The sequence below is a fragment of the Streptomyces griseiscabiei genome, assembly GCF_020010925.1.
Taxonomy (GTDB): Bacteria; Actinomycetota; Actinomycetes; order Streptomycetales; family Streptomycetaceae; genus Streptomyces; species Streptomyces griseiscabiei.
Window position 1 is genome coordinate 3574539 of record NZ_JAGJBZ010000002.1, and the last position, 23096, is coordinate 3597634.

Genomic DNA, 23096 nt, shown 5'->3' on the forward strand with positions numbered 1-23096 from the left:
AGGCAGGGAAACCGCAGGGGGACAGCGACCGTGACCGATGTCAGGTTCGAGCACGTACGCGATGCGCCGGGGATCGGCACGGACCGTCCGCGCTTGTCGTGGACGACGCTCACCGACGCCGAGAACTGGTTCCAGACGGCGTACGAGATCGAGCTGTCGACCGCCGACGGGAGCACGACGGCCGAACTGCGGTCGGCCGACTCCGTCCTCGTCCCCTGGCCGTTCGAGCCGTTGGCGGCGCGCGCCAGGGCCGGCGTCCGCGTGCGCGTCACGGACTCCGACGGTCAGGTCTCCGCGTGGAGCGAGCAAGCCGTGATCGAGGTGGGCCTGCTGTCCGCCGAGGACTGGTCGGCCGACTTCGTCACCCCCGACCGGGACGAGGACGCGCAGACCGATCAGCCCTCTCCACTGCTGCGCCACGAGTTCGAGCTGCGCGGCCCCATCCGTTCCGCTCGCCTGTACGCCACCGCGCTCGGCGTGTACGAGGCCGAGATCAACGGCCGACGCGTCGGCGACCAGATGCTCGCGCCGGGCTGGACCGCGTACGACAAGCGCCTGCGCTACCAGACCTACGACGTCACCGCTCGGCTGCGGCCGGGCCGCAACGCCCTCGGCGTGACGCTCGGCGACGGCTGGTTCCGGGGCCGCATCGGCTTCGACGGCAAGACCCGCGCGGTCTACGGCGACCGGCTCGCCTTCCTGGCCCAGCTGGAGGTGGAGTACACCGACGGCACCACGGACCGTGTCACGACCGACGACTCCTGGCGGGCGGCCACGGGCCCGATCGTCTCCTCCAGCCTCTACGACGGTGAGGTCCACGACGCCCGGCTGGAGCGATCCGGCTGGTCCGAGCCCGGCCACGACACCACCGGCTGGAGCGGCGTACGGGTGCTGGAGCGGGATCCGGGCACGCTGGTCGCCCCCGACGGCCCGCCGGTGCGCCGCACCGAGGAGGTCACTCCGGTGGAGATCACCACCTCACCTTCGGGCAGGACGATCGTCGACTTCGGCCAGAACCTCGTCGGCCGGCTGCGCCTGACCGTCTCCGGCGAGGCGGGCCGCACCGTCACCCTGCGGCACGCCGAGATCCTGGAGGACGGCGAACTGTGCACCAGGCCGCTGCGCACCGCCGCCGCGACCGACACCTACACCCTGCGCGGCGAGGGCACCGAGGTCTTCGAACCCCGCTTCACCTTCCACGGCTTCCGCTACGCCGAGATCACCGGACAACCCGAAGGCTTCGACGCCGCAACGGCCGTCACGGCGGTGGTGATCCACTCCGACCTGACGCGCACCGGTCACTTCACCTCCTCCGACGAGCTGCTCAACCGTCTGCACGAGAACGTCGTGTGGGGCATGCGCGGCAACTTCCTCGACGTGCCCACCGACTGCCCGCAGCGCGACGAACGCCTCGGCTGGACCGGCGACATCCAGGTCTTCGCGCCGACCGCCTCCTTCCTCTACGACAGCTCAGGCTTCCTCGGCTCCTGGCTGGCGGATCTCGCCGCCGAGCAGGGGGAGAACGGCATCGTCCCCTTCGTCGTGCCGAAGGTCGTCCCGGGCGCCGACACACCCACCGCCGCATGGGGCGACGCCGCGACGGTCGTGCCCTGGGTGCTGTACGAGCGCTACGGGGACAGCGGCATCCTCGCCACGCAGTACGAGTCGATGCGCGCATGGGTGGACCACGTGACCTCGCTCGCGGGCGAGAACCGCCTGTGGGACAGCGGCTTCCAGTTCGGCGACTGGCTCGACCCGACGGCCCCCGCCGGACGCCCGGACGCCGCCGCGACCCCGGGTGAACTGGTCGCCACCGCCTACTTCTTCCGCTCCGCCGACATCGTCGCCCGCACCGCCCGGATCCTCGGCCGGACCGGGGACGCCGAGCACTACCGGACGCTCGCGGACGAGATCCGCACCGCCTTCCGGGCCGAGTACGTCACCGGCACGGGACGCATGATGTCCGACGCGCCGACCGCGTACGCCCTCGCCCTCTGCTTCGACCTGCTGCCCTCCGACACCCAGCGTGCCCACGCCGGCGACCGGCTCGCCCAGCTCGTCCGGGGCAACGGATACAAGATCGCCACCGGCTTCGTCGGCACGCCGCTCGTGTGCGACGCCCTCACCCGGACCGGTCACACCGACACCGCCTACCGCCTGCTGCTCCAGCGGGAGTGCCCGTCCTGGCTCTACCCGGTCACCATGGGCGCGACGACGATCTGGGAGCGCTGGGACAGCCTGCTCCCCGACGGCACCGTGAACCCCAGCGGTATGACGTCCTTCAACCATTACGCGCTCGGCGCCGTGGCCGACTGGTTGCACCGCACGGTCGCGGGCCTCGCCCCGGCCGAGCCCGGCTACCGACGGCTGCGCATCGCACCGCGACCCGGCGGCGGCCTCACCCACGCGGGGGCGACGCTGGCCACGCCCTACGGGGAGGCGGAGGTGTCCTGGTCCCTGGCGGACGCCGAACTCACCGTCGAAGCGCTCGTCCCACCCGGTACGACCGCCGAGGTGCTGCTCCCCGGTGACAGCGAGAACCGTGAGGTGGGCTCCGGCCGCCACAGGTGGACCGTGCCGTTCGGTGCCGACACCGCCGAGCGGGCTCCGCTGTCGGTGGACATGTCTCTGGACGAGCTGCTCGACCGCGAGGACGCCGCCCGCGTCTTCAAGGACCTGCTCATCAGCTACATCCCGGAGGCGGCCGCCTTCATCGACAGTGGCTCAGGCGCTCCGGCCGGCACCACCGTCCGGGCGATCGCCGGGATGCTGCCGGGCGGCGACAACTTCCTCACCGATCTGGAGGAGAGGTTCGCGGCGCTGGAGGCCCGCGCATAGTGCTTCGCCGACGCCGGGCCGCGGCCCGCTGCCCGAGGAGCGCGGCGCGGACCGGCCCGGTCGTGCGGGACGGAGCACGCAGGTCCGGCATGCGCGGTGTTGCTGTCCGCGGATGACCCCAGCAGGGGTGGGCAAGGAGTCGTAGCGATGCCCAGTGCCACGTATGCCCTGATGGAGGGGTGGTTCCGGGAGACCGTGCGCCGACGCGGTCCGGTCGACCTCGCAGCGGAGCGAGAGGCGGCGGCAGGCTTCGCCCAGCGGATTCCCGACCGGACAGGCTGCCGGAGTACGCGGCCTGGGAGCCCAGCCGGCCCTGGTCGCCCGGGCGGCGCGGGCGGGGGTGTACGTCGAACTGGAGGTCTGGCCGCGGATGTTCCACGCCTGGCAGGTGGCCGCCGGGTTCCTTCCGGAGGCCACTGAGGCGCTCACCCGCGGCGCCGCGTTCATCAGCTGTGTCGCCGAGGGGAAGACCGTCGACGGCGTCGCGCTCGCGGGCGGCCCCGAGAGCGGGGACGAGGTGATCAGCGGACGACTCCGGTCGGCAGAGAGAGGAGCCGGAGCCTCGGTGAGGCTCCGGCTCTCTTTCGGTTCTGCGGCGGCCCCGCTGGGCGGTCAGTTCATCGCGCAGGTGAAGTGATGGTCACCGGGCGCGGCTTCGCCGGTGGTTCCGTCGGGCAGCACGACGGTGGCCGACGCGGTGGGTGGCACGGTCAGATCCAGGTGGAAGCGTCCGCCGTCGATCCGCCAGCGCACGGCGATACGGCCCCGGACGGAGTCGAACTCGGCCTCGGCGGCGGTGAGTCCGCCGCCGGGACGTGGGCGGACGTCGAAGTGACGGTAGCCGGGGGCATCCTCGCGGGGGCTGATGCCGGCGACGTAGCGGTGCAGGAAGGAGACGACGGCGCCCTTGCTGTAGTGGTTGAGCGACGTGGTGACCGATCCGTCCGGTGCCGTGCCCTCCCAGTTCTCCCAGATCGTCGTCGCACCGCGCTTGATCATGCCGAGCCAGGACGGGGTGGAGTCCTGGAGCAGCAGGTCGTAGGCGACGTCCAGATGGCCGGTGTCGGCGAGGACGGGAAGCAGGTGCGGGGTGGCCAGGAAGCCCGTTCCGGGATGGTCGCCCGCCTCGCGGACCAGCTCGACCAGGCGCTCGGCCGTCGCCGCGCGCAGTTCCTCCGGTACGAGACCGAAGGCGAGGGCACGGACGTAGGTGGCCTGGGTGTCGCGTGCGAGGCGGCCGTCGGGACGGATGAACTCGGTGCGCCAGGCGTCCCGCACCTGCCGTGCGTAGGCGCCGTAGTGGTCGGCGTCCTGCTGTCTGCCGACGACGGCGGCGGCACGGGAGAGCAGCAGCGAGGAGTGATAGAGGTAGGCGGTGGCGACGATGCCCTGGTCCTGGGCGTAGAAGGGGACATCGTCGTCCTGCTCGGGTTCCAGCCATTCGCCCCAGTGGAAGCCCGAGTCCCACAGGAACCGCTCGTGCGGCGCGGGCTCCGGGCGGGCGGCGACCCGTTCACCGAAGCGCGCGTCACGGGCGGCGCCCGCCGCGAAATCCACCCAGCGGACCATCGACGCGTACTGCTCCGCGAGGATCTGCTCGTCCCCGTAGAGCTGGTGGATGAGCGACGGCACGATGACCGCCGCGTCGCCCCAGCCGGCGGAGCCGTTCATGTACGCGTAGGTGGGGTCGGAGTGCCGGGCGAGCCCCGGCTCCGGGGCCCAGTTCGGCACGCGGCCGTCGGGCCACTGGTCGGCGGCCAGGTCGGCCAGCCACTTCGCCGAGAACCCGGCCACGTCGTAGAGGAATGCGGCGGCCGGGGTGAAGATCTGCCAGTCGCCGGTGAAGCCGGCCCGCTCGCGAGTGGGACAGTCGGTGGGCACGTCACAGGCGTTGCCCCGGAAGCTCCACACGGCGGCCTCGTGCAGCCGGTTCAGCATGTCGTCGCTGCACCGGAACCAGCCGGTACGTCGCAGGTCACTGTGGACGACCACGGCGTGGACCGCCTCCGCGGCCAGCGGACCCGGGTGGCCCTCGACACGGACGTAGCGGAAGCCATGGGTGGTGTGGCGCGGTTCGAAGACATCCTGCGCGCGGCCCGCGGAGATCACCCGGTCGATCTGCCCCACACCGAATGTCTCGCCACTGCCGGCGTCGACCGCGTCCAGATGAGCGGTCGTCACATCACCGTCGGAGTCCAGCGACTCGCCATGGGTGAGCGTCAGCTCGGTGCCGCGCGGACCGAGATCCGACAGACGTACCCAGCCGTTGAGGTTCTGGCCGAAGTCCACGACGTGAACGCCCGGCCCGGGCATGGTGACGGCCACGGCGGGCAGCTCCTCGACCCTGCGGACCGGTGGTGCGGGGCTGGTCGTCAGCCGGTCCGGGTCGGCGTACAGCCTGCCCTCGGCGACATCTGCCGCTGCCCAGCCGCTGATGTCCAGCCCGGTCTCCGCCCAGCCTTCCAGCGCCTGTGTGAGATCGCTGGCCTGCCCGTCCATCAGATCGGCGGCGACGATCTCCGAGGGGCGGGAGAGCCAGCCCGGGCCGGTGGCGATCTCCGTCGTGGCCTCGTCGGCTTCGCAGCGAAGGACCGCCCACAAGGCCGTTCGCGTGCCGTAGCCGTCGGGGACCCGGTGGAATCCGGTGCGACCGCGGAACCAGCCGTCGGAAAGGACGGCGCCGATCACGTTGGCGCCCCGGCGCAGCAGGCCGGTGACGTCGTAGGTCTGCACATGCAGCCGGGAGCGGTAGGCGGTGAACCCGGGGGAGAGCTCGTGGTCGCCGACGCGGACACCGTTGACGTACAACTCGTACAGGCCGTGCGCGGTGGCGTGCACACGGGCCCGGACCGGAGCCGCGTCCAGGGTGAACTCGTGGCGCAGCAGGTGGGCGGGGCGCTGTCCGGCCTCCGCGGGCTCGGCCTCGGCAGGCTCGATCCAGCGGGCCGTGAGCGAGGCGTCCGGAGTGAAGGGGAGCGTCTCCCAGAAGGCAGGCTCGGACCAGTCGCTCTCCCCCCGGTCGGTCCAGACCTTGACCTGCCAGGTGACCCGCTCTCCGGGCGCGGGCTCGGGGCCGGGGTAGGGAACCAGCACGCCGCTGTCTCCCTCCAGGCGCCCGGAGTCCCAGGTGCGGGTACGGATCCGGAAGGCGGACTGCCGGGCGCTCCCGGCCGGCAGCCACCAGGACAGGCGCGGCCGGATTCGATCCGTGCCCAGGACGGCGTCGTCCAGGTGCTCGACGCGCAGATGGGTGGGCTTGGTCATGTCTGGCCTCCTGGCCGTGGTGCGGTCGTTCGTGTGAGAGGGCGTGCGCTGACGGGGCCGTGTCGCTGACGTGGTGTCCCGGCCGTCGGCGGTGGTGTCCCGGCCATCAGTGGTGGGCCCTCGCCGGGCAGCCGGAGTGATCGCGCTCAGGAATGAGCCGTGATCCAGCCCTCGATCAGCGCGAGGGCTTCCTGTCCGTCCGGTGCCGTCGGCCGGTCGAGCGAGCCGTGCGACGCGCCGGAAAGCAGGTGCTCTCCGCACGGGACGCCCGCGGCGGCCAACTGCTGTGCGAAGCGCTCGGCCGAGGGCCGCACCGTGTCGTTCTCGCAATTCACCAGGAGCGTGGGCGGATGCCCGGGCAGGGGCTCGCCCTCGCCCGGGAACGCCGCCGGATCGTCGAAGTGGTCCTTGCCCGCGTAGTGGAGGTTCTTGTCCGTCAGCCAGTCCGGCTCGAAGCAGGTGCCGTGCGTCGCCTCCCGCACGGCGGCCAGAGCCGCGGGTTCCCACGCCGGTACGGAGCCGTGCAGAGTCGCATAGGCCAGTGCCAAGGAGCGGGGCGGCGGGGCACCGTGTTCCAGCAGATACCGGGTGGCGGAGGCTGCGAGGTTCCCTCCCGCGCTGGCGCCGCCGAGGTGCAGTGCGTCCGGCGCGACGCCCAAAGCCTCCTCGCTGTGCTCAACGGCCCAGTGCCAGCCCGCCAGCACGTCGTCCCGTGGCACGGGATAGCGCACACCGTGCAGAGCCTTGCGGTAGTCGAGGGCGAGCACGGGGATGCCGCGGCCGGCGAGGGCCGACGCCACCCAGTCCGACTCGTGCATGTCGAGGCTTCCGCTGACGTACGCGCCTCCGTGCACCCAGACAAGGGCCGCCCTGGCTGGAACGTCCGGGTTCCGGTACACCCGTGCGGGCACTTCCGCCGGGCCGATCCGTAGTGGGCGATGGCTTACGGCGGCCAGTTCGGGAAAGCGCGTCCGCAGGTCGATGCCGTCGTTCCGGGACATCACGCGTTCGGCGGCGGGGCCCATGGCCTCCAGGAACGCCACCAGATCATGGAAGGGCGGCATCGGTGCCCCCTTTCCATCGGCCCGCCGGTGCATGACGGCCCGCAGCAGCGGAGCGGGCAGCCACCGCATGATGCGTCCGGCAAGCGCGAAGCGTGGGCTTCGTGAGCGATGGGAGGTGGACACATGAGCTCCTGGGTCGGCGAGTCATTCGGCGAGACATTAGGTGGGGACATCGACAGGCTGGGTGGTCTTCGGTGTCGGACTCCGGAGTCGCAGAGAGCCCTGCCGAGGGCTTCACCGGTTCGGCGAAGAAGCCGGGCTGTCTCATCTCGGTGCCCGGATGCCCGGATGCCCGGGTGCGCGACGAGCGGTGCCGCGGAGGCGTACCGACGGGACGGATTCATGCAACCCGGTTCAATGTGTTCCGTGGGCCACACCATAGCCACCAATCCCGAATGTCACTAGGTTTCTTGACTGTGACATTCCCATCCGCCGGGCATCAGCGGATTCGGCGTCCCTGACCCGACCCGCCCGACCGGCCCGACCCGCCTCGCCAAGGTCGCCCGCGGCTCGTTTGGTAGGCGATTCCTCCAAGATCATTCAACTCCGGAACACCGCCGTGTCACCGTGGCGATGTTCGCCGACACCTCCGCCGACGACCGAACCCTGCGCCGGACGACCCCACGCGGCTCCAAGTTCACCGTCGACACGGCCCCGTTCGGAGGATTCATCGCCGCGATCTGACACGCACGCGGCGCGCCGGCGTTACTTGTCGGGGGTCGCCGAAGTGGGGAAATCGCGTACGGAGGAATGGCCGGGGCCCTGGCCACCCCGGTGGCCGGGCCCGGGCCCGGGCCGATCCGCTCAACACCGGTCGCATACTCTGGTCTCCTTGTCGCCGGTAAGAAGGCGCAGGTCGCGGCGGCGTACGCTCGCCGTCCGTTCGAGGGAGGCGTTCGAGTGGCAGTTGGCGGCCGGTCGACGAAGCGACTCCAGCGGGGGACGCTTTCCCAGGGGCTCATCGTGGGGACGGCGCTGCGGATCCTCGACGAAGACGGGCCGGACGCGCTGACCTTCCAGCGACTCGGCAAGGAACTGTCCTCCTCCGCGACCGCGGTCTACCGGCACTTCGCGAGCCGCGACCACATCATGGTCGCCGTCGCGGAGGAGCTCGACAGGATCTCCCTCGAGGGGTACGAGCCGCACGAGTCGTGGACCGAGTCGCTGCGGGACCTGGCGATCCGTGCCTGGAACACCGCGCTGGGCCACCCGGCCGCCGCCGCGCTCTGCATGGGGAGAGTCACCCGGGGCGTGCACGAGCTGCGTGCCGTGGACGCCGTCCTGGAAGCGTTCCACCGCGGCGGCTGGCGCGGCCGGGAGGCCGTCCTGCACTACCAGGCGTTCTCGAACTTCATCCTCGCCATGGCGAGCAACAACGCCTGGCGGCTCGTCAACCAGCGGTTCGGCACCGAGGTGAACTGGGTGCAGGAGTACCAGCCGGCGGATCCTGCCACGTATCCCTACGCCGAGGCGGCGAAGGAACACCTGCGCAGCATCGACATGACCGACGTCTTCAGCCGGCAGACGGACATCCTCCTCGCGGCCCTCGAGGCCGAGGCGGCGACGCTTCCGCGCGACTGACGCGCGCCCTCCTCCACGCTGCACGGCCACCTTCCGGACAACGTTCCGCAGCGGCATGCACCAACATAGTTAACGCTATTGACTATGCCGTTCACTTGGCTGCATCCTCTCCACACCGAGTGCTCCACGGCTCGCTCCCACGCGGCGCCCAACGAGGGCCGCGCGCACCGCCTCCGCCCTGAACTGCTCGCGCTCCCCCCGCCCTATCCCGTGCGGCCTGCGCGGCGCCCGACATCCCTCTCAGGAGCACCCATGCGCCAGACCCGTACCCGCGCGGTCCCCGTGACCGCGGCAGTCGCCATGACGGCCGTGCTCGCCGGCTGCACCACCACGGGATCCACGTCCGGAGACCCGAGCAGCGGCGGTGCCGCGAAGGCGACGAAGATCCGGACGACGATCGACGTACCGGCCGGCTTCGACCCGGCCAAGGCCCTGTCCCTGCCGGACTACCAACTCGCCCGGAACAGTTACGACACCCTCGTGCGCAAGGACGACGGCGGGCTCGTCGGCGGGCTCGCCACCAAGTGGAAGAGCACGCCCACCTCGGCCACGTTCACCCTGCGCACCGACGCCACCTGCGCCGACGGGACACCGATCACGCCGACGGTCGTCAAGGCGTCCCTCGACCGATACGCCGACCCGAAGACGGCGGCACCCGATCTCCCCACGGTCTTCGGCCCCGGCAACAAGGTGAAAGTGAGCGCCGACGACGCGGCGCGGACAGTGAGGATCACGCTCGCCAGGCCATGGGGCGACATGACCACGGGCCTGTCGATCGCGAGCACCGGCATCGTCTGCCCGGCGGGACTCAAGGACCTCAAGGCCCTCGCCGCAGGCAAGGCCAAGGGCTCCCAGTCCGGCCCGTACCTCCTTCAGAAGTCCCAGTCCGGCGTCTCGTACGCGTACACCCTTCGCCCGGAGTACAAGGCATGGCCGGCCTGGCGCACGAAGATCCCCGGCAAGGTCGCCGCGACGATGGAGTACCTGGTCTCGGCCGACCCCACGGCGACCGGCAACCTCGTCACGAGCGGCCAGCTGGACATCGGCAAGATCGACGCCTCCGGCATCCCGCGCTTCGACGGCGTGAACGGCCAGTCCGTGAGCGTCAGCCGGTTCTCCGACTTCTACCTGCTCTTCAACGAACGACCCGGCACGGTCTTCGCGGACGTCGCCACCCGCAGGGCGGTCGCCCAGGCCGTCGACCGCGCCGCCTTCACCAAGGTCGTCTCGAAGGACACCGGTGAGCCGTCGACGATGTTCGTGCAGAAGAGCACCCCCTGCAACGACCCGGGCTCCTCCTTCCTCGTACCGACGGACAAGGCCGCCGCCGCGGACGTCCTCAAGGGCAAGAAGATCCGCCTCGTCGGCCCCCAGGTCGTCGGGCCGGCCGGTGCCGGAAACCAGTACATCCAGGAGGCGCTGCGGGCCGCGGGCGCGGACGTCACCCTCGCCAACGTCGACGTCGGGGCCTGGGTCGGGACCGTGTTCGGCAAGCCCGACGCCTGGGACCTCACGGTCTTCGCCGACCTCAACTTCCTCGGCACCCTCGCCAACCCGCTCGGCCACTTCGTGGGCCCGACCGTCCCCGAAGGCGGCGGCAACCTCGGCGCGGTGAAGAACCCCGAGCTGGACAAGGCCTTCGCCCAGGGCGCCGAGGCCACCACCGAAGAGGCCCGCTGCGCCGCCTACCAGAAGGCCGCCAAGGCCATGATCTCGCAGGTGGACGCGGTGCCGCTGGTCAACGACCCGTTCATCTACGCCCTGCGCAAGGGCTTCAGCGCAACGATGCTCGGCGGCTCGCTCGACGACCCCATCCTGCGCATCACCGGCTGACGGACGCGCCGTCCGGCCGCGGGGGAGACCCACGCGGCCGGACCCGAGCGTCCCGCAGGAGGAACCCCGCGCCGTTCCGGCGCCCTGCGCCCAGCCCTCCGCACCGAGCTCTCCGCACCGAGCCCCCAGCACCGTTCCGACAGGAGCCCCCTGGTGATCGACCCTTTCAGCACCGCCCAGCAGATCGCCGACCTCGTGCGCACGAAAGAGGTCAGCCCGGTGGAGGTGGCCGAGACCTACCTCGACCGCATCGAGCGGATCAATCCCGCCGTCAACGCCGTCGTCTGGCTCGACGCCGACGCCGTGCGCGCGGCGGCCGTCCGGGCCGAGCAGGCGGTACTGCGCGGCGATCCGCTCGGCCCGCTGCACGGTGTCCCCGTCCCCATCAAGGACCTCAACTCCGTCGCCGGACAGCCCAACACGATGTCCTCACTGGCGATCCGGGACACCCCGCGGACCGTCACGGACCCCGACGTCCAGCTTCTCCTCGACGCCGGCGCGATCCCCCTCGGCCGGACGAACTCACCGGAGTTCGGCGCCCTGACCGTCTCCGAGAACGCCCGGCACGGCAAGACACGCAACCCGTGGAACCCGGCGCACACCTCCGGCGGGTCGAGCGGCGGCGCGTCGGCGGCCGTCGCGGCCGGGCTCGCCCCGGTGGCACACGCCTCCGACGGCGGCGGATCGATCCGGGTCCCGGCGTCCGTCACCGGCCTCGTGGGCCTCAAGCCGAGCCGGGGACGCGTACCCGCGCTCGTCAGGGGCTGGGAACACTCGACGACCGAGGGCGCGATCACCCGCACCGTGCGCGACGCGGCCCTGATGCTCGACGTCATGGGCCGTGCCGACCGGCTCGCCTGGTACAGCGCGCCCGACCCGCGTCGCCCGTACATCGAGGAGGTCGGTGCCGATCCCGGGCGGCTGCGGATCGGCCTGCTCCTCGACGCGCCGACCGGGCTGCCGGTCGACGAGGAGTGCCGCAAGGCGGCGTTGACCGCCGCGCAGGCACTGCGCGACCTGGGGCACGACGTCGTCGAGGCCCGTCCGAGGATGTTCTCGTACGACGCCATCATGGGCTTCACCTGGACCATCATCAGCGCCTCCACCTACGCCATCGAGGTCGACGATCCCGACGCGGTGGACCCCTACATCCGGCGCCGCCGCGAGACCGCCCTCGAGGTCACCGCGGGCGACTACGCGCGGACGGCGGCGCGTCTGCAGGCCGAGTCACGCGATGTGGTCGCCCAGTGGGGCAGGGACTTCGACGTCCTCCTCACCCCGACCACGGCGGTCGTGGCGCCGCCGGTCGGCCCCGTGTACGACGAGGCGAACTCCGACCCGGACGGCCCGCGGGCCACCGAGACCCGGATGGTCTCGTTCACCGCGTTCGTCAACATCGCCGGGCTGCCCGCCGTCTCGCTGCCCGTCCACACGACCGCGGACGGACTGCCGGTCGGCGCGCAACTCGTCGGCGCGCCCTACGACGAGGCGACGCTGCTGCGTCTGTCCGCCCAGCTCGAACCGCTGTTCCGCTGGCACGAGCGGCACCCGGACGACGCGGCACTCGCGGGGGCGCTGTGAGCGCCGGGTCCGCGGTCCCGACCGGGCCGCTGTCCGCCGCCCCTGTCCGGCGCGCTCCCCGACTGCGGCTGAGCGGAGGCTGGGCCGGGTTCGCCGTCCGCCGGGCGGGCGGGCTGCTGATGTCCATGCTGCTGCTCGTCCTCGTGACGTTCCTCATCGTGCCCCTGCTGCCCGGGGATCCGGCCCGCGCGATCGCCGGCACCAACTCGTCCCCGGCCACGCTCGCGGCGATACGCGAACGACTGGGCCTCGACGAGCCGCTGGCCACGCGGTTCGTCCACTACCTCGGCGACATCGCGTCCGGACGGCTCGGCACCTCGTTCCGGTTCGACACCCCGGTCGCGGACATCGTCGCGACCCGGTTGCCGTACACCGTCCAGCTCGTCATCCCGGCCGTCCTGCTCTCCCTGGTCATCGCCGTCCCGCTGGGCATGACCGTCGGTGTCCTCACCCGTGACGGACGCCGCCGCCGGCTCGGCGTCCTGTTCGGCACGGTCGCCGGGTTCCTCGCGTCGGCACCGGTCTACGTCGTCGCGACCCTCCTCATCGTCCTGTTCTCCATCAGCCTCGGGCTGCTGCCGTCCGGCGGCGCCACGACACCGAGCGCGCTCGTCCTGCCGATCGCCGCGCTCTGCGTCGGCCCGGCCTTCGCCATCGCCCGGGTCGTCCGGCAGGAGACGGCCTCCGTCCTCGCCCAGGACTACATGAGGACCGCGCGCGGCCACCGCCTGGGAGCCGTACGTCTCCACCTGCGCCACGCGCTGCCCAACCTGGTGACGAGTGTCCTCACCCTGAGCGGACTCGTCCTCACGTCCCTGCTCGGCGGGACGATCATCCTGGAGAACGTCTTCACCTATCCAGGGCTCGGCACCGAGGTCGTCCAGGCGATCATCTACAAGGACTATCCGGTGATCCAGGGCATCATCCTCGTCGTCGGCATGCTCGCCCTCCTCGTCAACCTCCTCGTGGACGTCGTCCTCGGGATCGTCGACCCCCGCACGCTCGAGGGAGGTCGTCGTGGCCACTGACACGACCGTGCGCCGGTGGCGCCGCAACCCGTCGCTGCTGTCCGGCGCGGTGATCCTCGGACTGCTCCTCGTCGTCGCCCTCGTGGCCCCGCTGCTGCTGAGCGGCTCCGCCGAGACCCTCACGGACGACGCCCGGCTCGGGCCCGACGCCGAACATCTCCTCGGCACCGACGCCTTCGGCCGGGACGTCCTCGCCCGGGCGCTCGTCGCGACCCGGCTCACGCTGCTCATGGCCGCCGCCGCCACCGCCGCGTCGTTCGTCGTCGGCGTCGCGCTCGGCGCGCTGGTCCACCTCGCACCCGGGTGGCTGCGCGAGACCAGCCTGCGGCTCATCGACTCGGCGGTGGCCTTCCCCTCGCTCGTCCTCGCCCTCGTCATCGCGGCGGTGCTCGGACCGGGCACGGGGTCCGCGATCGTCGCGATCGCCGTCGCGGGCGTCCCCGGATTCGCACGGCTGACGGCGAACCTCGCCGCGACCGTCGCCGACAAGGACTACGTGCTCACCGCGCGCCTGCTCGGCGTTCCCGGCCTGCGCATCCTGGGCCGGCACGTCCTGCCGAACATCAGCGGGCCGCTGCTGGTGCTCCTCAGTTCGAGCTTCACCCTGTCCCTGCTCGACATCAGCAGTCTGTCGTTCGTCGGCCTCGGTGTGCAGAACCCGCAGTACGACTGGGGCCGGCTGCTCAACGAGGCGCTGCCGTCGATCTTCGCGCAGCCGTCGCTCGTCCTCGCTCCGTCGATCATGCTCATCGTCACCGGCGTGGGCGCCATGCTCCTCGGAGACGGCGTGGCCTCGCTCGTCGACCCGCGAACCCGCGGCACGGCGCCCGCGTCGACCGGGACGGCGGACACGGCGGACACGGCGGACACGGCGGCGACGGCCGCTCCGGCGCGGGCGCTTCAGGCGTCGGGCGTTACGGGGGCGGGAGCGGGAGCCGGTACGGAGCCGGACGGCCTGCTGAACGTCGCCGGGCTGACCGTACGGGCCGGTGACCGGACACTCGTCGACGACGTGTCGTTCACCATCGGGGCCGGCCGGATCGTCGGCCTCGTCGGGGAGTCGGGCTCGGGCAAGTCCACCATCGCCATGGCGGTCGCGGGCCTGCTCCCCGAGGGGGTGCGGGCGAACGCGGCACGCCTTTCCCTCGACGACCTCGACCTGCTGGGCACACCGCCGGAGCGACGCCTCGCGACCGAGATCGGCATCGTCTACCAGGACCCGATCGGCACGTTCAACCCCGCGCTGCGGCTCGGTACCCAGCTCACCGAGGTGGCCCGCGTGCATCAGGGGACGCCCCGGCGTCAGGCCGCCCGGGACATGGTCCGCGCCCTGGCCGACATCCACGTCACCGAGCCCGAGCGGCGGCTGCGCCAGCACCCGCACGAGCTGAGCGGCGGCATGCTCCAGCGCGCCTCGATCGCCTCCGCGATGACGACGAACCCGCGGCTGCTCATCGCCGACGAGCCGACGACGGCCCTCGACGTCACCGTCCAGGCGGAGGTGCTGCGGCAGTTCCGGCGCATCAACCGCGAGCACGGTACGGCGATGCTGTTCATCTCGCACGACATCGGCGTGGTCGGCGTGCTCTGCGACACCGTCCTGGTGCTCCACGGCGGCCGGGTCGTCGACCGGACGACGGGCGCCGACCTGCGCCGGGGGACGGTCACCCATCCGTACACCCGCGCGTTGCTCGCGGCGACGCCCGCCGCGGTGGAGGCCGGCGGAACACTCAGCGCGGTCCGGTGGGCGGCCGACGCGCAGGCGGCGCAGCCGAACCAGACGCCGCCGGACGACCTTTTCGACAAGGCCGCGGACCGCCCCCCGGCCGCGGAAGGGAGCCGCTGATGTCCGCCACCGCCACACCGGACCCGCAGGGGGCCGACCCGCTGCTGCGCGTCGAGGATCTCACCGTCGAACTCGGCCACGGCGTCGCGGCCCGCAGGGTGCTCAAGGGGATCTCGTTCGAGATCCCCCGGGGCAGCACCCTCGCCCTCGTCGGCGAGTCCGGGTCGGGCAAGACGACGCTCGCGCGGACACTCGTCGGCGTCCACCGGCCGTCGAGCGGCCGGATCCTCGTCGACGGCGCCCCGCTGCGCACCTCGCGCGGACGGGCGGGAGCCACGACGGTCCAGATGATTCCGCAGGACCCGTACTCCTCGTTCGACCCGCGGCGCACCGTCGCGCAGTCGCTCGCCGAGGCACTTGATCCGATTCGGGCCAGGGTCAAACCGGTCCGGACCCGGATCGCCGAGCTGCTCGTCCAGGTGAGCCTCGATCCTGACACCATGGACCGCTACCCGCACGAGTTCTCCGGCGGCCAACGGCAGCGGCTGGCGATCGCGCGGGCCCTCGCACCGCGTCCCCGGTTCGTCATCGCCGACGAGATCACCTCGGCCCTCGACCTGACGACCCAGGCCGAGATCCTCAACCTGCTCGCCGATCTGCGCCGCCGGCTCTCGCTGACGATGCTGTTCATCTCGCACGACCTGGCCGTCGTCCGGCACGTGAGCGACACGGTCGCGGTCCTGCTCCACGGCGACCTCGTCGAACTCGGCCCGACCGGCACCACCTTCGCGAAACCGAACCACCCGTACACCGCCCAACTCCTCGCGTCCGTCCCCGGCGACCCGAGGTTCCGCCTCGACGAACCCGCCGCGACGTGAATCGACCGGACACCGGTACGACTTCCGGCCGCCGACCGGCCCCTGCCGGCCGGACATGACGGTGGGGCGGCACCAGGCCGCCCCACCGAACCCCCGTTGCCCGATCGGCTCGCTCAGCGCAGGAGCGCGCCGAAGTGGGCGCCCGTGGCGGGCGCCGAGAGGTCGCCGGCGCCGAAGGCGAGGGACGACGTGGCCGTGAGGCCGGTCGCCGTGCCGCGCAGCACCCAGACCGCGCCGTTCCAGCCGTTCTCGGCCGGGGAACCGGCCGCGAGGTCGGCGTGGCCGTCACCGTCGACGTCCAGCAGCGCGCTGCTCGCGCCGAACTGGTCGTCGTTCTCGGCGACTCCGGGTACTCCGGCGGTGTCCTGGTGGAAGGTCTGCGTACCGGCGCCCGTGACACCGGAGGCGCTGCCCGGGACCAGGGCGACGGACCCGGCGTCGGTGATGTCGCCGATGTCCTCGCCCGGGATGCCGAGCGCGATGTCGCCGAAGCCGTCACCGTTGACGTCCGCCACCGAGACCGTGGAGCCGATCCCGTCGCCCTCCTCCTCCACGCCGGGGAAGCCGGGCAGGTCCTGGTCGAAGGTCTGTACGCGCTCCCCGGACAGGCCGGAGGCCGACCCGAACGCGATCTGGACCTTGCCGCCGTTCCAGTAGTTGCCCACCACGACGTCGTCGAACCCGTCGTTGTTCACGTCCCCGATGCCGGTGCCCGTACCGGTCGCCGTGCCGTCCGCAGGGACCCAGCCGCTGGTGAAGCCCGTGCCGCCGCCGCCGAGGAACAGACGGTTGCCCCACTGGCCGTCGCCCGCGTACTTCCAGGCGACGATGTCGTCCTTGCCGTCGCCGTTGACGTCGCCGGTCCGGGTGGAGCGGATGGGCCCGCTGATCGAGTCGCCGTCCTCCTGGCAGCCGCCGTTGGTGGCGCAGGACGCGTCGCCCGCGTCGTAGCCCCACCAGTCGGCCTTGTCCAGCAGCGGCAGGGTGGCAGTGGGCTGTCCGGCACGGGTGACCGGGCCCTTCCACACGGTGGCGTCACCGCTCGCCGGGTCGTCGCCCGCACCGGACAGGTAGGAGAACAGGGCGAGGTCCGTCTTGCCGTCGCCGTCGAAGTCGCCGGTCGTGGGGGACTGCCCGTACCCGGGTACGGCCGTGCCGCCGGTGAGTCCGGAGGCGGAGCCCCAGAGGATGACGGAGCCGGGACTGCCGCCCGAGACCACCAGGTCGCTGAAGCCGTCGCCGTCCAGGTCACCCTTGGAGAAGTTGGTCCCGAAACGCTGGTTCGCGGTGGCGGAGCCGGGAACGCCGCTGGTGGAGCGGCTGACAAGCTTCCTGTTGGCGGCGGAGACCCCATCGGCGGAGCCGTACATGACGGCCACGTAGCCCGCCTTGGCCTTGCCGGAGATGGTGGCGTCCGGAGCCGACACGACCAGGTCGGCGTATCCGTCGCCGTTGAAGTCGTCCTGCGTGTCCGCGGACCCGGTGGCCGCCAGCGCCGGGCCCCCGGTGAGAGCCACGGCGCCGAATCCTCCGGCGAGCAGCACCGCGGCTGCCAGGGGTGCGGTGAGCGCGGTACGGGTTCGGCGGTGTGCTCGGGACATACGTGAGCCTTTCGAGTCGGTCGGTTCTGCACGCGGAAGGCCGCGTTCAGTGGGTACGACTCGAGCCGGGCGATGCCAGTTGTACGTCCCCATGTCATGGATTCGTAACCGAGGAGACAGGTGTGGCGCTGAACTCTCTTGGTTTCACGGGGAGTTCAGCGCCTGTCACCGTCGGCCTACCGGATCGCCCCGACCCACTCGGGGTGGTCGATCTCGCTTCACCGCCCACGCCCTGCTCGCCGCCCACCCGGGCCGACCTCGTCGAACACCTCGCCGACCACGACCGGGTACCCCGCGAGAGCCCTGAACGCTCACACCACCACCAAGGGACAGTTGCTGGACCTCTCCTGGCCGAGCGGATCGGTTCGAGTGTGCCGTGGTGACCCACCCGGGACCACGGGGGCCGGCCTCTGCGGTGGACCTGCGGGAAGCATCGCGATCGGCTCGTCCGTCGTCGGGCTGCCCGCCCAGGTGTACGCCCCGGCGGCCGTTCCGGTGGCCGTGTCAGCGGCTGCTCCGTCTCCGTCCGGGTCTCAGAGCGGGACGGCCGGTGTCAGTACGCGGTTGGTCTGGCGAACGAGGAGGTCCCTGACCTGGTGGCGGAAGCGGGCGAAGTCGGGGTCGGTGGCCAGTTCGGCGCGCCGCCCGGCGCGGTCGGCGTGGCTCTCGTAGCCCCAGAGGTAGACCAGTGTGTTCAGCTCGCCCACCTCGGTGGTGTAGAAGCCGAGGAGGTTGCCGAGGATGCGGGTCTGGGGCTCCCGGCCCAGCTCGGCCCACAGGCGGGCGTACTCGGCTGCGGCACCCGGCTTGACCAGGTACTCGCGTTCTTCCACGATCACGACGCGCCTCGCAGGGGTTCGACGAGAGAGGGGAAGGAGGGCTGGTCCTTGGCCGCCGGATCCCGTCGGGGGCGGAGGAGACGCTCGAACTCGATGCTGACGGAGGGCAGTTGCAGCGGTTCGGTGATCGCGGCCACATAGCGGTCGGGGCGGATCACGGCCACGGTGCCGGCCGGGGAGGCGAACCAGTCGCGCAGGGAGCCGTCGATGTCCTCGACCACGACCGAGTCGGTGGGGGAGGCCGGGCGTTCGGTGCGGGAGCGGCCGGAGCGGGACTCGGCCACGGTGACATAGCGGGTGCCGAGGCGGTCCCAGAAGGCGCGGGACTCGGCGTCGAGATGGATCAGCGGGTCGGTGCCGTAACCGATCAGGGTGAACCAGGTGCCGAGTGCGTCGTCCAGGAGGACCGAACGGCCGTCGGGGGTCTCGACCTTCGGCTGGATCATCATGCGGCCCACGGCACCGGACTTCCTTGGTCCATGTCCGCGTTCCAGGACGACGCCGCCCTCGGCGTAGCGGGGCATCGGTTTGAAGCGCATCTGCAGGAGCCAGTCGCGCACCGCCGGGGCGAGGCCCAGACCGCGGAACAGGGTGTCACGAGGGCGCGCGATCCAGCTCCTGGTCGTCGAGAGGACACGGCCGAGGGTGTCCGAGAGGTCCACCATCGCCTTGGCGTGCGCGCGGCGTTCGCGGTCGTACGTCGACAGGATGTGCGGGTGGGCCCGGCCGGTCACCGCGGCGGCCAGCTTCCACGCCACGTTGGTCGCGTCGCGGATGCCGGTGTTCATGCCCTGCCCGGCCCACGGCGGCATCAGATGGGCGGCGTCCCCGACCAGAGCGATCCGGCCCTCGACGAAACGGCTCGCCACGCGGGAGTGATGGGTGTAGACCCGGGAGCGGATGATGTTGAGGGCGGTGGGATCCGGGACGTGTCCGGTGAGCAGTTCACGGACCTTGTCGGGCCGCAGCATCGCCTCGGCGTCCTCGCCGGGGAAGAGCATGAACTCCCAGCGACGGTAGTTGTAGGGCAGGTCCAGACAGACGTACGGGCGTCTCGGGTCGCAGTGCAGGCCGGTGTACGGGGCGTCGAGGGGGTCGTTGTCGCATTCGATGACCACCCACTTGCGGGGGTGGGTGTCACCGACCAGCGGGATGTTCAGCTGCGTGCGGATCGTGCTGCGTCCGCCGTCGGCCGCGACCACGTAGTCGGCACGGACCAGGACGCGTTCGCCGTCGGAGCCGGTGAGATGCAGCCGGACCTCGGTGCCGTCCTGTTCCAGGCGCACGAGTTCGTGGCCGTACAGGGGCTGTACGTGCGGATAGCGCTCCAGGCCCTTGCGCAGCGTCGCCTCGGCGAGCTGCTGCATGAAGATGTTGCGCCGGGGCCAGCCGAACTCCCTGGTGGCCGGGCGGATGTCGGCGAAGCAGCGGCCGTCCGCGCCGAACATCTTCAGCGGGATGTTCTGCAGCATGTCGGCGAGCATCTCGTCGGCCAGGCCGACGCCCTGGAAGCTGCGCAGGCACTCGTCGTCCATGCCGACCGCCCGGGGGTAGTCGACGATGTCCGTGGCGCGGTCGATGAGCAGGCTCTCCACGCCGTACAGGCCGAGGTAGTTGGCGACGGTGGTTCCGACGGGGCCGGCGCCGACGATCGCCACCTGGGTGCGGAGTTCTGCGGGTGCGCTCATGGGGTGGCCTCCAGACTGGTCAGGAACTCTTGGAGCTGCTGGTGGAACGCGTCGGGCGCGTCGTCGTGGACGTAGTGCCCGGCGCCGGGGATCTCCACGGCCCGCACGAGCGGATTGCGTACGGTCATCTCCGTGGCCGTGGCGGCGGACAGGAAGTCGGAGGCGCCGCCGCGCACCACGAGCGTCGGGCAGCGCAACGCCTCCACGCTGGGCCAGAGGTCCACCTGCCGGGCAGGGTCGGTGTCGAGGCGCGCCCTGGCGATACCGGCGACGTCGAGCTTCCAGTGCCGGCGGCCGCGGGTGCCGGGCCGCAGGGTGTGACGGATCCGGGACTCCAGGGCATCGTCGGTGATGCCGGGCCGGATGCCCCGCCAGTACGTGCGGGCCGCGTCGAGCGAGGGGAACTCGGCCGGGGTGGCGGCGACTTCGCGCTTGATGCGTTCGGCCCCGGTCCCGCTGAGGGACGATCCCGGGCCGATGTCCTCGACGACGGCCCCGATGACCCGCTCGGGGTGGCGGGCGGCATAGACGTAGGTGGTGGCGCCGCCCATGGAGTGGCCGAGGAGGACGAATCGGCCGAGGCCGAGGCGGTCCGTGAACTCCTCGAGGTCGGCGACGTAGGAAGGCGTGTAGTACGCGCCTTGCGGGTCCCAGGCGCTGTCGCCCCGGCCCCGGGCGTCCAGTGCGAGGACCCGGTAGCGGCCTGCGAGACGGGTGGCGAGCGGCTCGAACGTCTGGGCGTAGCTGCGCAGACCGTGCAGCATGACGACGGCCGGGCTGTCGGGGGCGCCCCATTCGACGTAGTGGGCGCGCAGACCGCCGAGGGTGGTGAAACGGTCGTGCATCTCAGTGCAGTCCGTCCTGGCCCTGGACCTGGTCGGCGCGGATGCCGCCGAGCCGTGCGTGGAGCCGGCCGCGGGTGGCGAAGGCGAAGATGACGACGACCTCGTCGGGGTTCGGGGTGTCGGTGAACGTGGTGGTGACCGTGTCGTAGTGGGAGCGGACGTACAGCGCGTCCTTGTGCGCGAGGGGGATGTCGATGGCGGTGCCCGGCGCACCGCGCTTGCCGGTCGAGGGCACCCAGGACTTGCCGCCGCCGACCGCGTCGCGCACCGGGTCGGCGAAGATCGCGGTGAGGAAGGCGTTGCCGTGTTCGTACTCGCCGTGCGCGCCGACCAGGCAGGCCTTGCCGTAGCTCTCGATCGGGCGGCCCGCGGCGGCCTCGGCGACGCGACGGCCGAACTCCTCGCCGAGCTTGGGGGAGTCGGCGACGATCAGGGAGAGATCCTCGCTGAAGCAGCCGGCGTAGGGGTTGTGGATCGCGGCGGCCACGACGATCTTGCGGACCGGGTCACCGTCGGCGAGCGCTCCGGTCTCGTTCGCGTGGGTGTCCTCGATCTGGGTGAACCATTTGCGGACGTGGTAGCCCGCGAAGTTGGGCTGAGGGGACTCGGGCATGGCGTGCTCCTGAGACATCTGAGGAAAGGGGGCGGCGTCAGCCGTAGAGGGGCTCGACGTTGAGGGGTTCGCTGGGGGCGCCGTAGAGGCCGAGGACGCGCTTGCCCTCCTCGTCGTCGGTGACCGTCTCGTGGAAGAACTCGAAGCGGTTGCCGTCGGGGTCGGTGAAGTACAGGCCGAAGCCCACCTTGTGGTCGGTGGTCTTGACGACGTGTACGCCCTTGGTGAGGAGCATCCCGTACAGCCGCCGCCACTCGTCGAGGTCGCCGGCCACCTCCAGGCCGTAGTGCTGGAGGCCGACGCCGCCCGCCGCGGCGCCCTCCTCGGCGCGGATCAGGGCGATGTCGTGGTGCTTCTTGCCGAAGGACAGGAACACCCACTGCGGCCCGCGCGCGGTGACCTCCATGCCGAGCACGTCCTGGTACCAGACGGCCAAGGCCTCCGGGTCGCGGACGAAGAGGGAGAGGTGCGTGCGGACGACGCGCGGCCTGATCGTGTGGCTGTTCTCGTCGATGAGCGGGGTCGGCGGCTCGTGCTCGGCCAGGGGGCGCTCGCCGGGGTCGATGTCGGTGGGGTGGGGGGCGTGCGGGTTGTCGCTCATCAGTGTCCTTCCGGGGCCGGGGCGACGGCGGGTGTCCACGCCACGTCGGTGATCTCGCTGAACTCGCGCCACTCCTTGGACCAGGTGCGGCCCGCGTCGGTGGAGCGGAAGAGGTGGCCGTACTTGGTTCCGGCGAAGGCGAGGAGGGGGTCGGCGGGGTGGACGCCGAAGGCCCAGACGGTGGAGTTGGCGGGGGTGTCGAGGGTCGACTCCTGCCAGGTCCGCGCGAGGTCCGTGGAGCGGAAGATCCTCGTCAGGGTGCCGGGGGTGGCGTCGCCGATGCCGAGCAACAGGTCGTCGGTGCCGGGGAGTTGCTTGATGAGGCGGGTGTAGTAGATGCCCCATTCCTCGCGGGTGTCCGTGCGCGTCCAGGTCTGTCCGTCGTCCTGGCTGACGAACAGCGCGTTGACGACCGCGACCACGATCGTCCTGGGCGGGCCTCCGAGGACGACGACACAGTGGATGTCCGAGTTGGTGACGCCCCGGGGGAGGCTCGCGGGGGTGCCGTCGATCCGGGTCCAGGTGTCGCCGCGGTCACCGCTGCGCCACAGCCCGCCCTCCTCGACGCCGAACCAGAGGTTCTTCGGGTCGTGGCGGTCGACGGTGGCGGTGAGGATCCGGGGCCTGCTGACGCCCGCGCAGAACTCCGGTATCTCGGGCGGCAGTCGGTCCCAGGTCGCGCCCGAGTCGGTGGTCCGGTACATGGCGGCGCGGGAGGGGGCGCCGGTGCCGACGACGATGAAGTCGGGGTCGGTCGGGTCGATGGCGAGGGACCAGACGGTCCGGCCGTCGAACGGCGAGACGACGCGGTGCCAGGTCGCTCCGGCGTCGTCGCTGCGGACGAGGCCCGCGTCGGCGCCCGCGTAGACGACGTTCGGCTGCTGGGGGTGGACGGCGAGGCAGCGGACCACGGCGTCGAACTCGATGTCCTGGCCGAGGCCGAGACGGTGCCAGGTCCGGCCGTCGTCGCTGCTGCGCAGCACCGCCTGACCGGCGGTGGCGACGAGGATGGTTCCTTGCATGGGTGTGGCTCCTGTCAGAAGGGGGTCGGACGGT

Annotated in this window: 17 protein-coding genes; 8 read left to right on the forward strand and 9 right to left on the reverse strand. The window is 71.7% G+C overall.

Annotated features, from left to right (window positions below):
• Positions 1 to 30: 30 nt before the first annotated feature.
• Positions 31 to 2838: a glycoside hydrolase family 78 protein gene (locus tag J8M51_RS32595; protein ID WP_267299655.1), complete on the forward strand. Its 2808-nt coding sequence runs from the start codon at positions 31 to 33 to the stop codon at positions 2836 to 2838.
• Between the two features lie 340 nt (positions 2839 to 3178).
• Positions 3179 to 3475, forward strand: a complete 297-nt coding sequence (locus tag J8M51_RS32600; protein ID WP_086763284.1) for a hypothetical protein — start codon at positions 3179 to 3181, stop codon at positions 3473 to 3475.
• Here the strand turns inward: J8M51_RS32600 and J8M51_RS32605 are convergent.
• Complete coding sequence (locus tag J8M51_RS32605; protein WP_086763286.1) at positions 3451 to 6102, reverse strand: family 78 glycoside hydrolase catalytic domain; 2652 nt, start codon at positions 6100 to 6102, stop codon at positions 3451 to 3453. The two genes, J8M51_RS32600 and J8M51_RS32605, sit on opposite strands and share 25 nt — an antisense overlap.
• Before the next feature lie 146 nt (positions 6103 to 6248).
• A complete protein-coding gene (locus J8M51_RS32610; protein WP_143673460.1) occupies positions 6249 to 7289 on the reverse strand; it encodes an alpha/beta hydrolase in 1041 nt (346 codons plus the stop codon).
• 840 nt (positions 7290 to 8129) lie between these two features.
• Here J8M51_RS32610 and J8M51_RS32615 point away from each other — a divergent pair.
• The 6 genes from J8M51_RS32615 (at position 8130) to J8M51_RS32640 (ending at position 15853) form a co-directional block, all read left to right on the forward strand.
• Positions 8130 to 8747, forward strand: coding sequence for a TetR/AcrR family transcriptional regulator (locus tag J8M51_RS32615; protein ID WP_086762803.1), 618 nt, complete (start codon positions 8130 to 8132; stop codon positions 8745 to 8747).
• 252 nt (positions 8748 to 8999) lie between these two features.
• The gene (locus tag J8M51_RS32620; protein WP_086762801.1) at positions 9000 to 10580 is read left to right on the forward strand and encodes an ABC transporter substrate-binding protein; all 1581 of its coding nucleotides are present in this window, start codon (positions 9000 to 9002) and stop codon (positions 10578 to 10580) included.
• A 153-nt stretch (positions 10581 to 10733) separates the two neighbouring features.
• Complete coding sequence (locus J8M51_RS32625; protein WP_216586234.1) at positions 10734 to 12161, forward strand: amidase; 1428 nt, start codon at positions 10734 to 10736, stop codon at positions 12159 to 12161.
• Complete coding sequence (locus J8M51_RS32630; RefSeq protein WP_086758134.1) at positions 12158 to 13189, forward strand: ABC transporter permease; 1032 nt, start codon at positions 12158 to 12160, stop codon at positions 13187 to 13189. Before J8M51_RS32625 ends, J8M51_RS32630 begins: the two co-directional genes overlap by 4 nt.
• Positions 13179 to 15035 (forward strand): dipeptide/oligopeptide/nickel ABC transporter permease/ATP-binding protein, encoded by a 1857-nt coding sequence (locus tag J8M51_RS32635; RefSeq protein ID WP_086758136.1) that lies wholly within the window; start codon positions 13179 to 13181, stop codon positions 15033 to 15035. The genes J8M51_RS32630 and J8M51_RS32635 overlap by 11 nt, the downstream gene beginning before the upstream one ends.
• Positions 15035 to 15853, forward strand: coding sequence for an ABC transporter ATP-binding protein (locus tag J8M51_RS32640; protein ID WP_086758138.1), 819 nt, complete (start codon positions 15035 to 15037; stop codon positions 15851 to 15853). Before J8M51_RS32635 ends, J8M51_RS32640 begins: the two co-directional genes overlap by 1 nt.
• A 113-nt stretch (positions 15854 to 15966) precedes the next feature.
• Here the strand turns inward: J8M51_RS32640 and J8M51_RS32645 are convergent, their stop codons facing one another.
• The 7 genes from J8M51_RS32645 to J8M51_RS32675 all read right to left on the reverse strand — a co-directional run bounded on the left by J8M51_RS32645 (position 15967) and on the right by J8M51_RS32675 (position 23062).
• Positions 15967 to 17454 (reverse strand): FG-GAP and VCBS repeat-containing protein, encoded by a 1488-nt coding sequence (locus J8M51_RS32645; protein ID WP_086758140.1) that lies wholly within the window; start codon positions 17452 to 17454, stop codon positions 15967 to 15969.
• A gap of 533 nt (positions 17455 to 17987) precedes the next feature.
• Positions 17988 to 18293, reverse strand: a complete 306-nt coding sequence (locus J8M51_RS32650) for an NIPSNAP family protein (protein ID WP_086758142.1) — start codon at positions 18291 to 18293, stop codon at positions 17988 to 17990.
• Positions 18290 to 19981, reverse strand: coding sequence for a bifunctional 3-(3-hydroxy-phenyl)propionate/3-hydroxycinnamic acid hydroxylase (locus J8M51_RS32655; protein WP_086758144.1), 1692 nt, complete (start codon positions 19979 to 19981; stop codon positions 18290 to 18292). The genes J8M51_RS32650 and J8M51_RS32655 overlap by 4 nt, the downstream gene beginning before the upstream one ends.
• Entirely contained in the window at positions 19978 to 20826 is an 849-nt protein-coding gene (locus tag J8M51_RS32660) for an alpha/beta fold hydrolase (protein ID WP_086758146.1), read from the reverse strand. Before J8M51_RS32660 ends, J8M51_RS32655 begins: the two co-directional genes overlap by 4 nt.
• Position 20827: 1 nt before the next feature.
• Positions 20828 to 21439 carry an amino acid synthesis family protein gene (locus tag J8M51_RS32665; protein WP_267299656.1) on the reverse strand — a complete coding sequence of 204 codons (612 nt, stop codon included), beginning with the start codon at positions 21437 to 21439 and terminating at the stop codon, positions 20828 to 20830.
• A gap of 37 nt (positions 21440 to 21476) precedes the next feature.
• Entirely contained in the window at positions 21477 to 22040 is a 564-nt protein-coding gene (locus J8M51_RS32670; protein WP_267299657.1) for a VOC family protein, read from the reverse strand.
• Positions 22040 to 23062 carry a WD40/YVTN/BNR-like repeat-containing protein gene (locus J8M51_RS32675; RefSeq protein WP_267299658.1) on the reverse strand — a complete coding sequence of 341 codons (1023 nt, stop codon included), beginning with the start codon at positions 23060 to 23062 and terminating at the stop codon, positions 22040 to 22042. The genes J8M51_RS32670 and J8M51_RS32675 overlap by 1 nt, the downstream gene beginning before the upstream one ends.
• Positions 23063 to 23096: the final 34 nt, after the last annotated feature.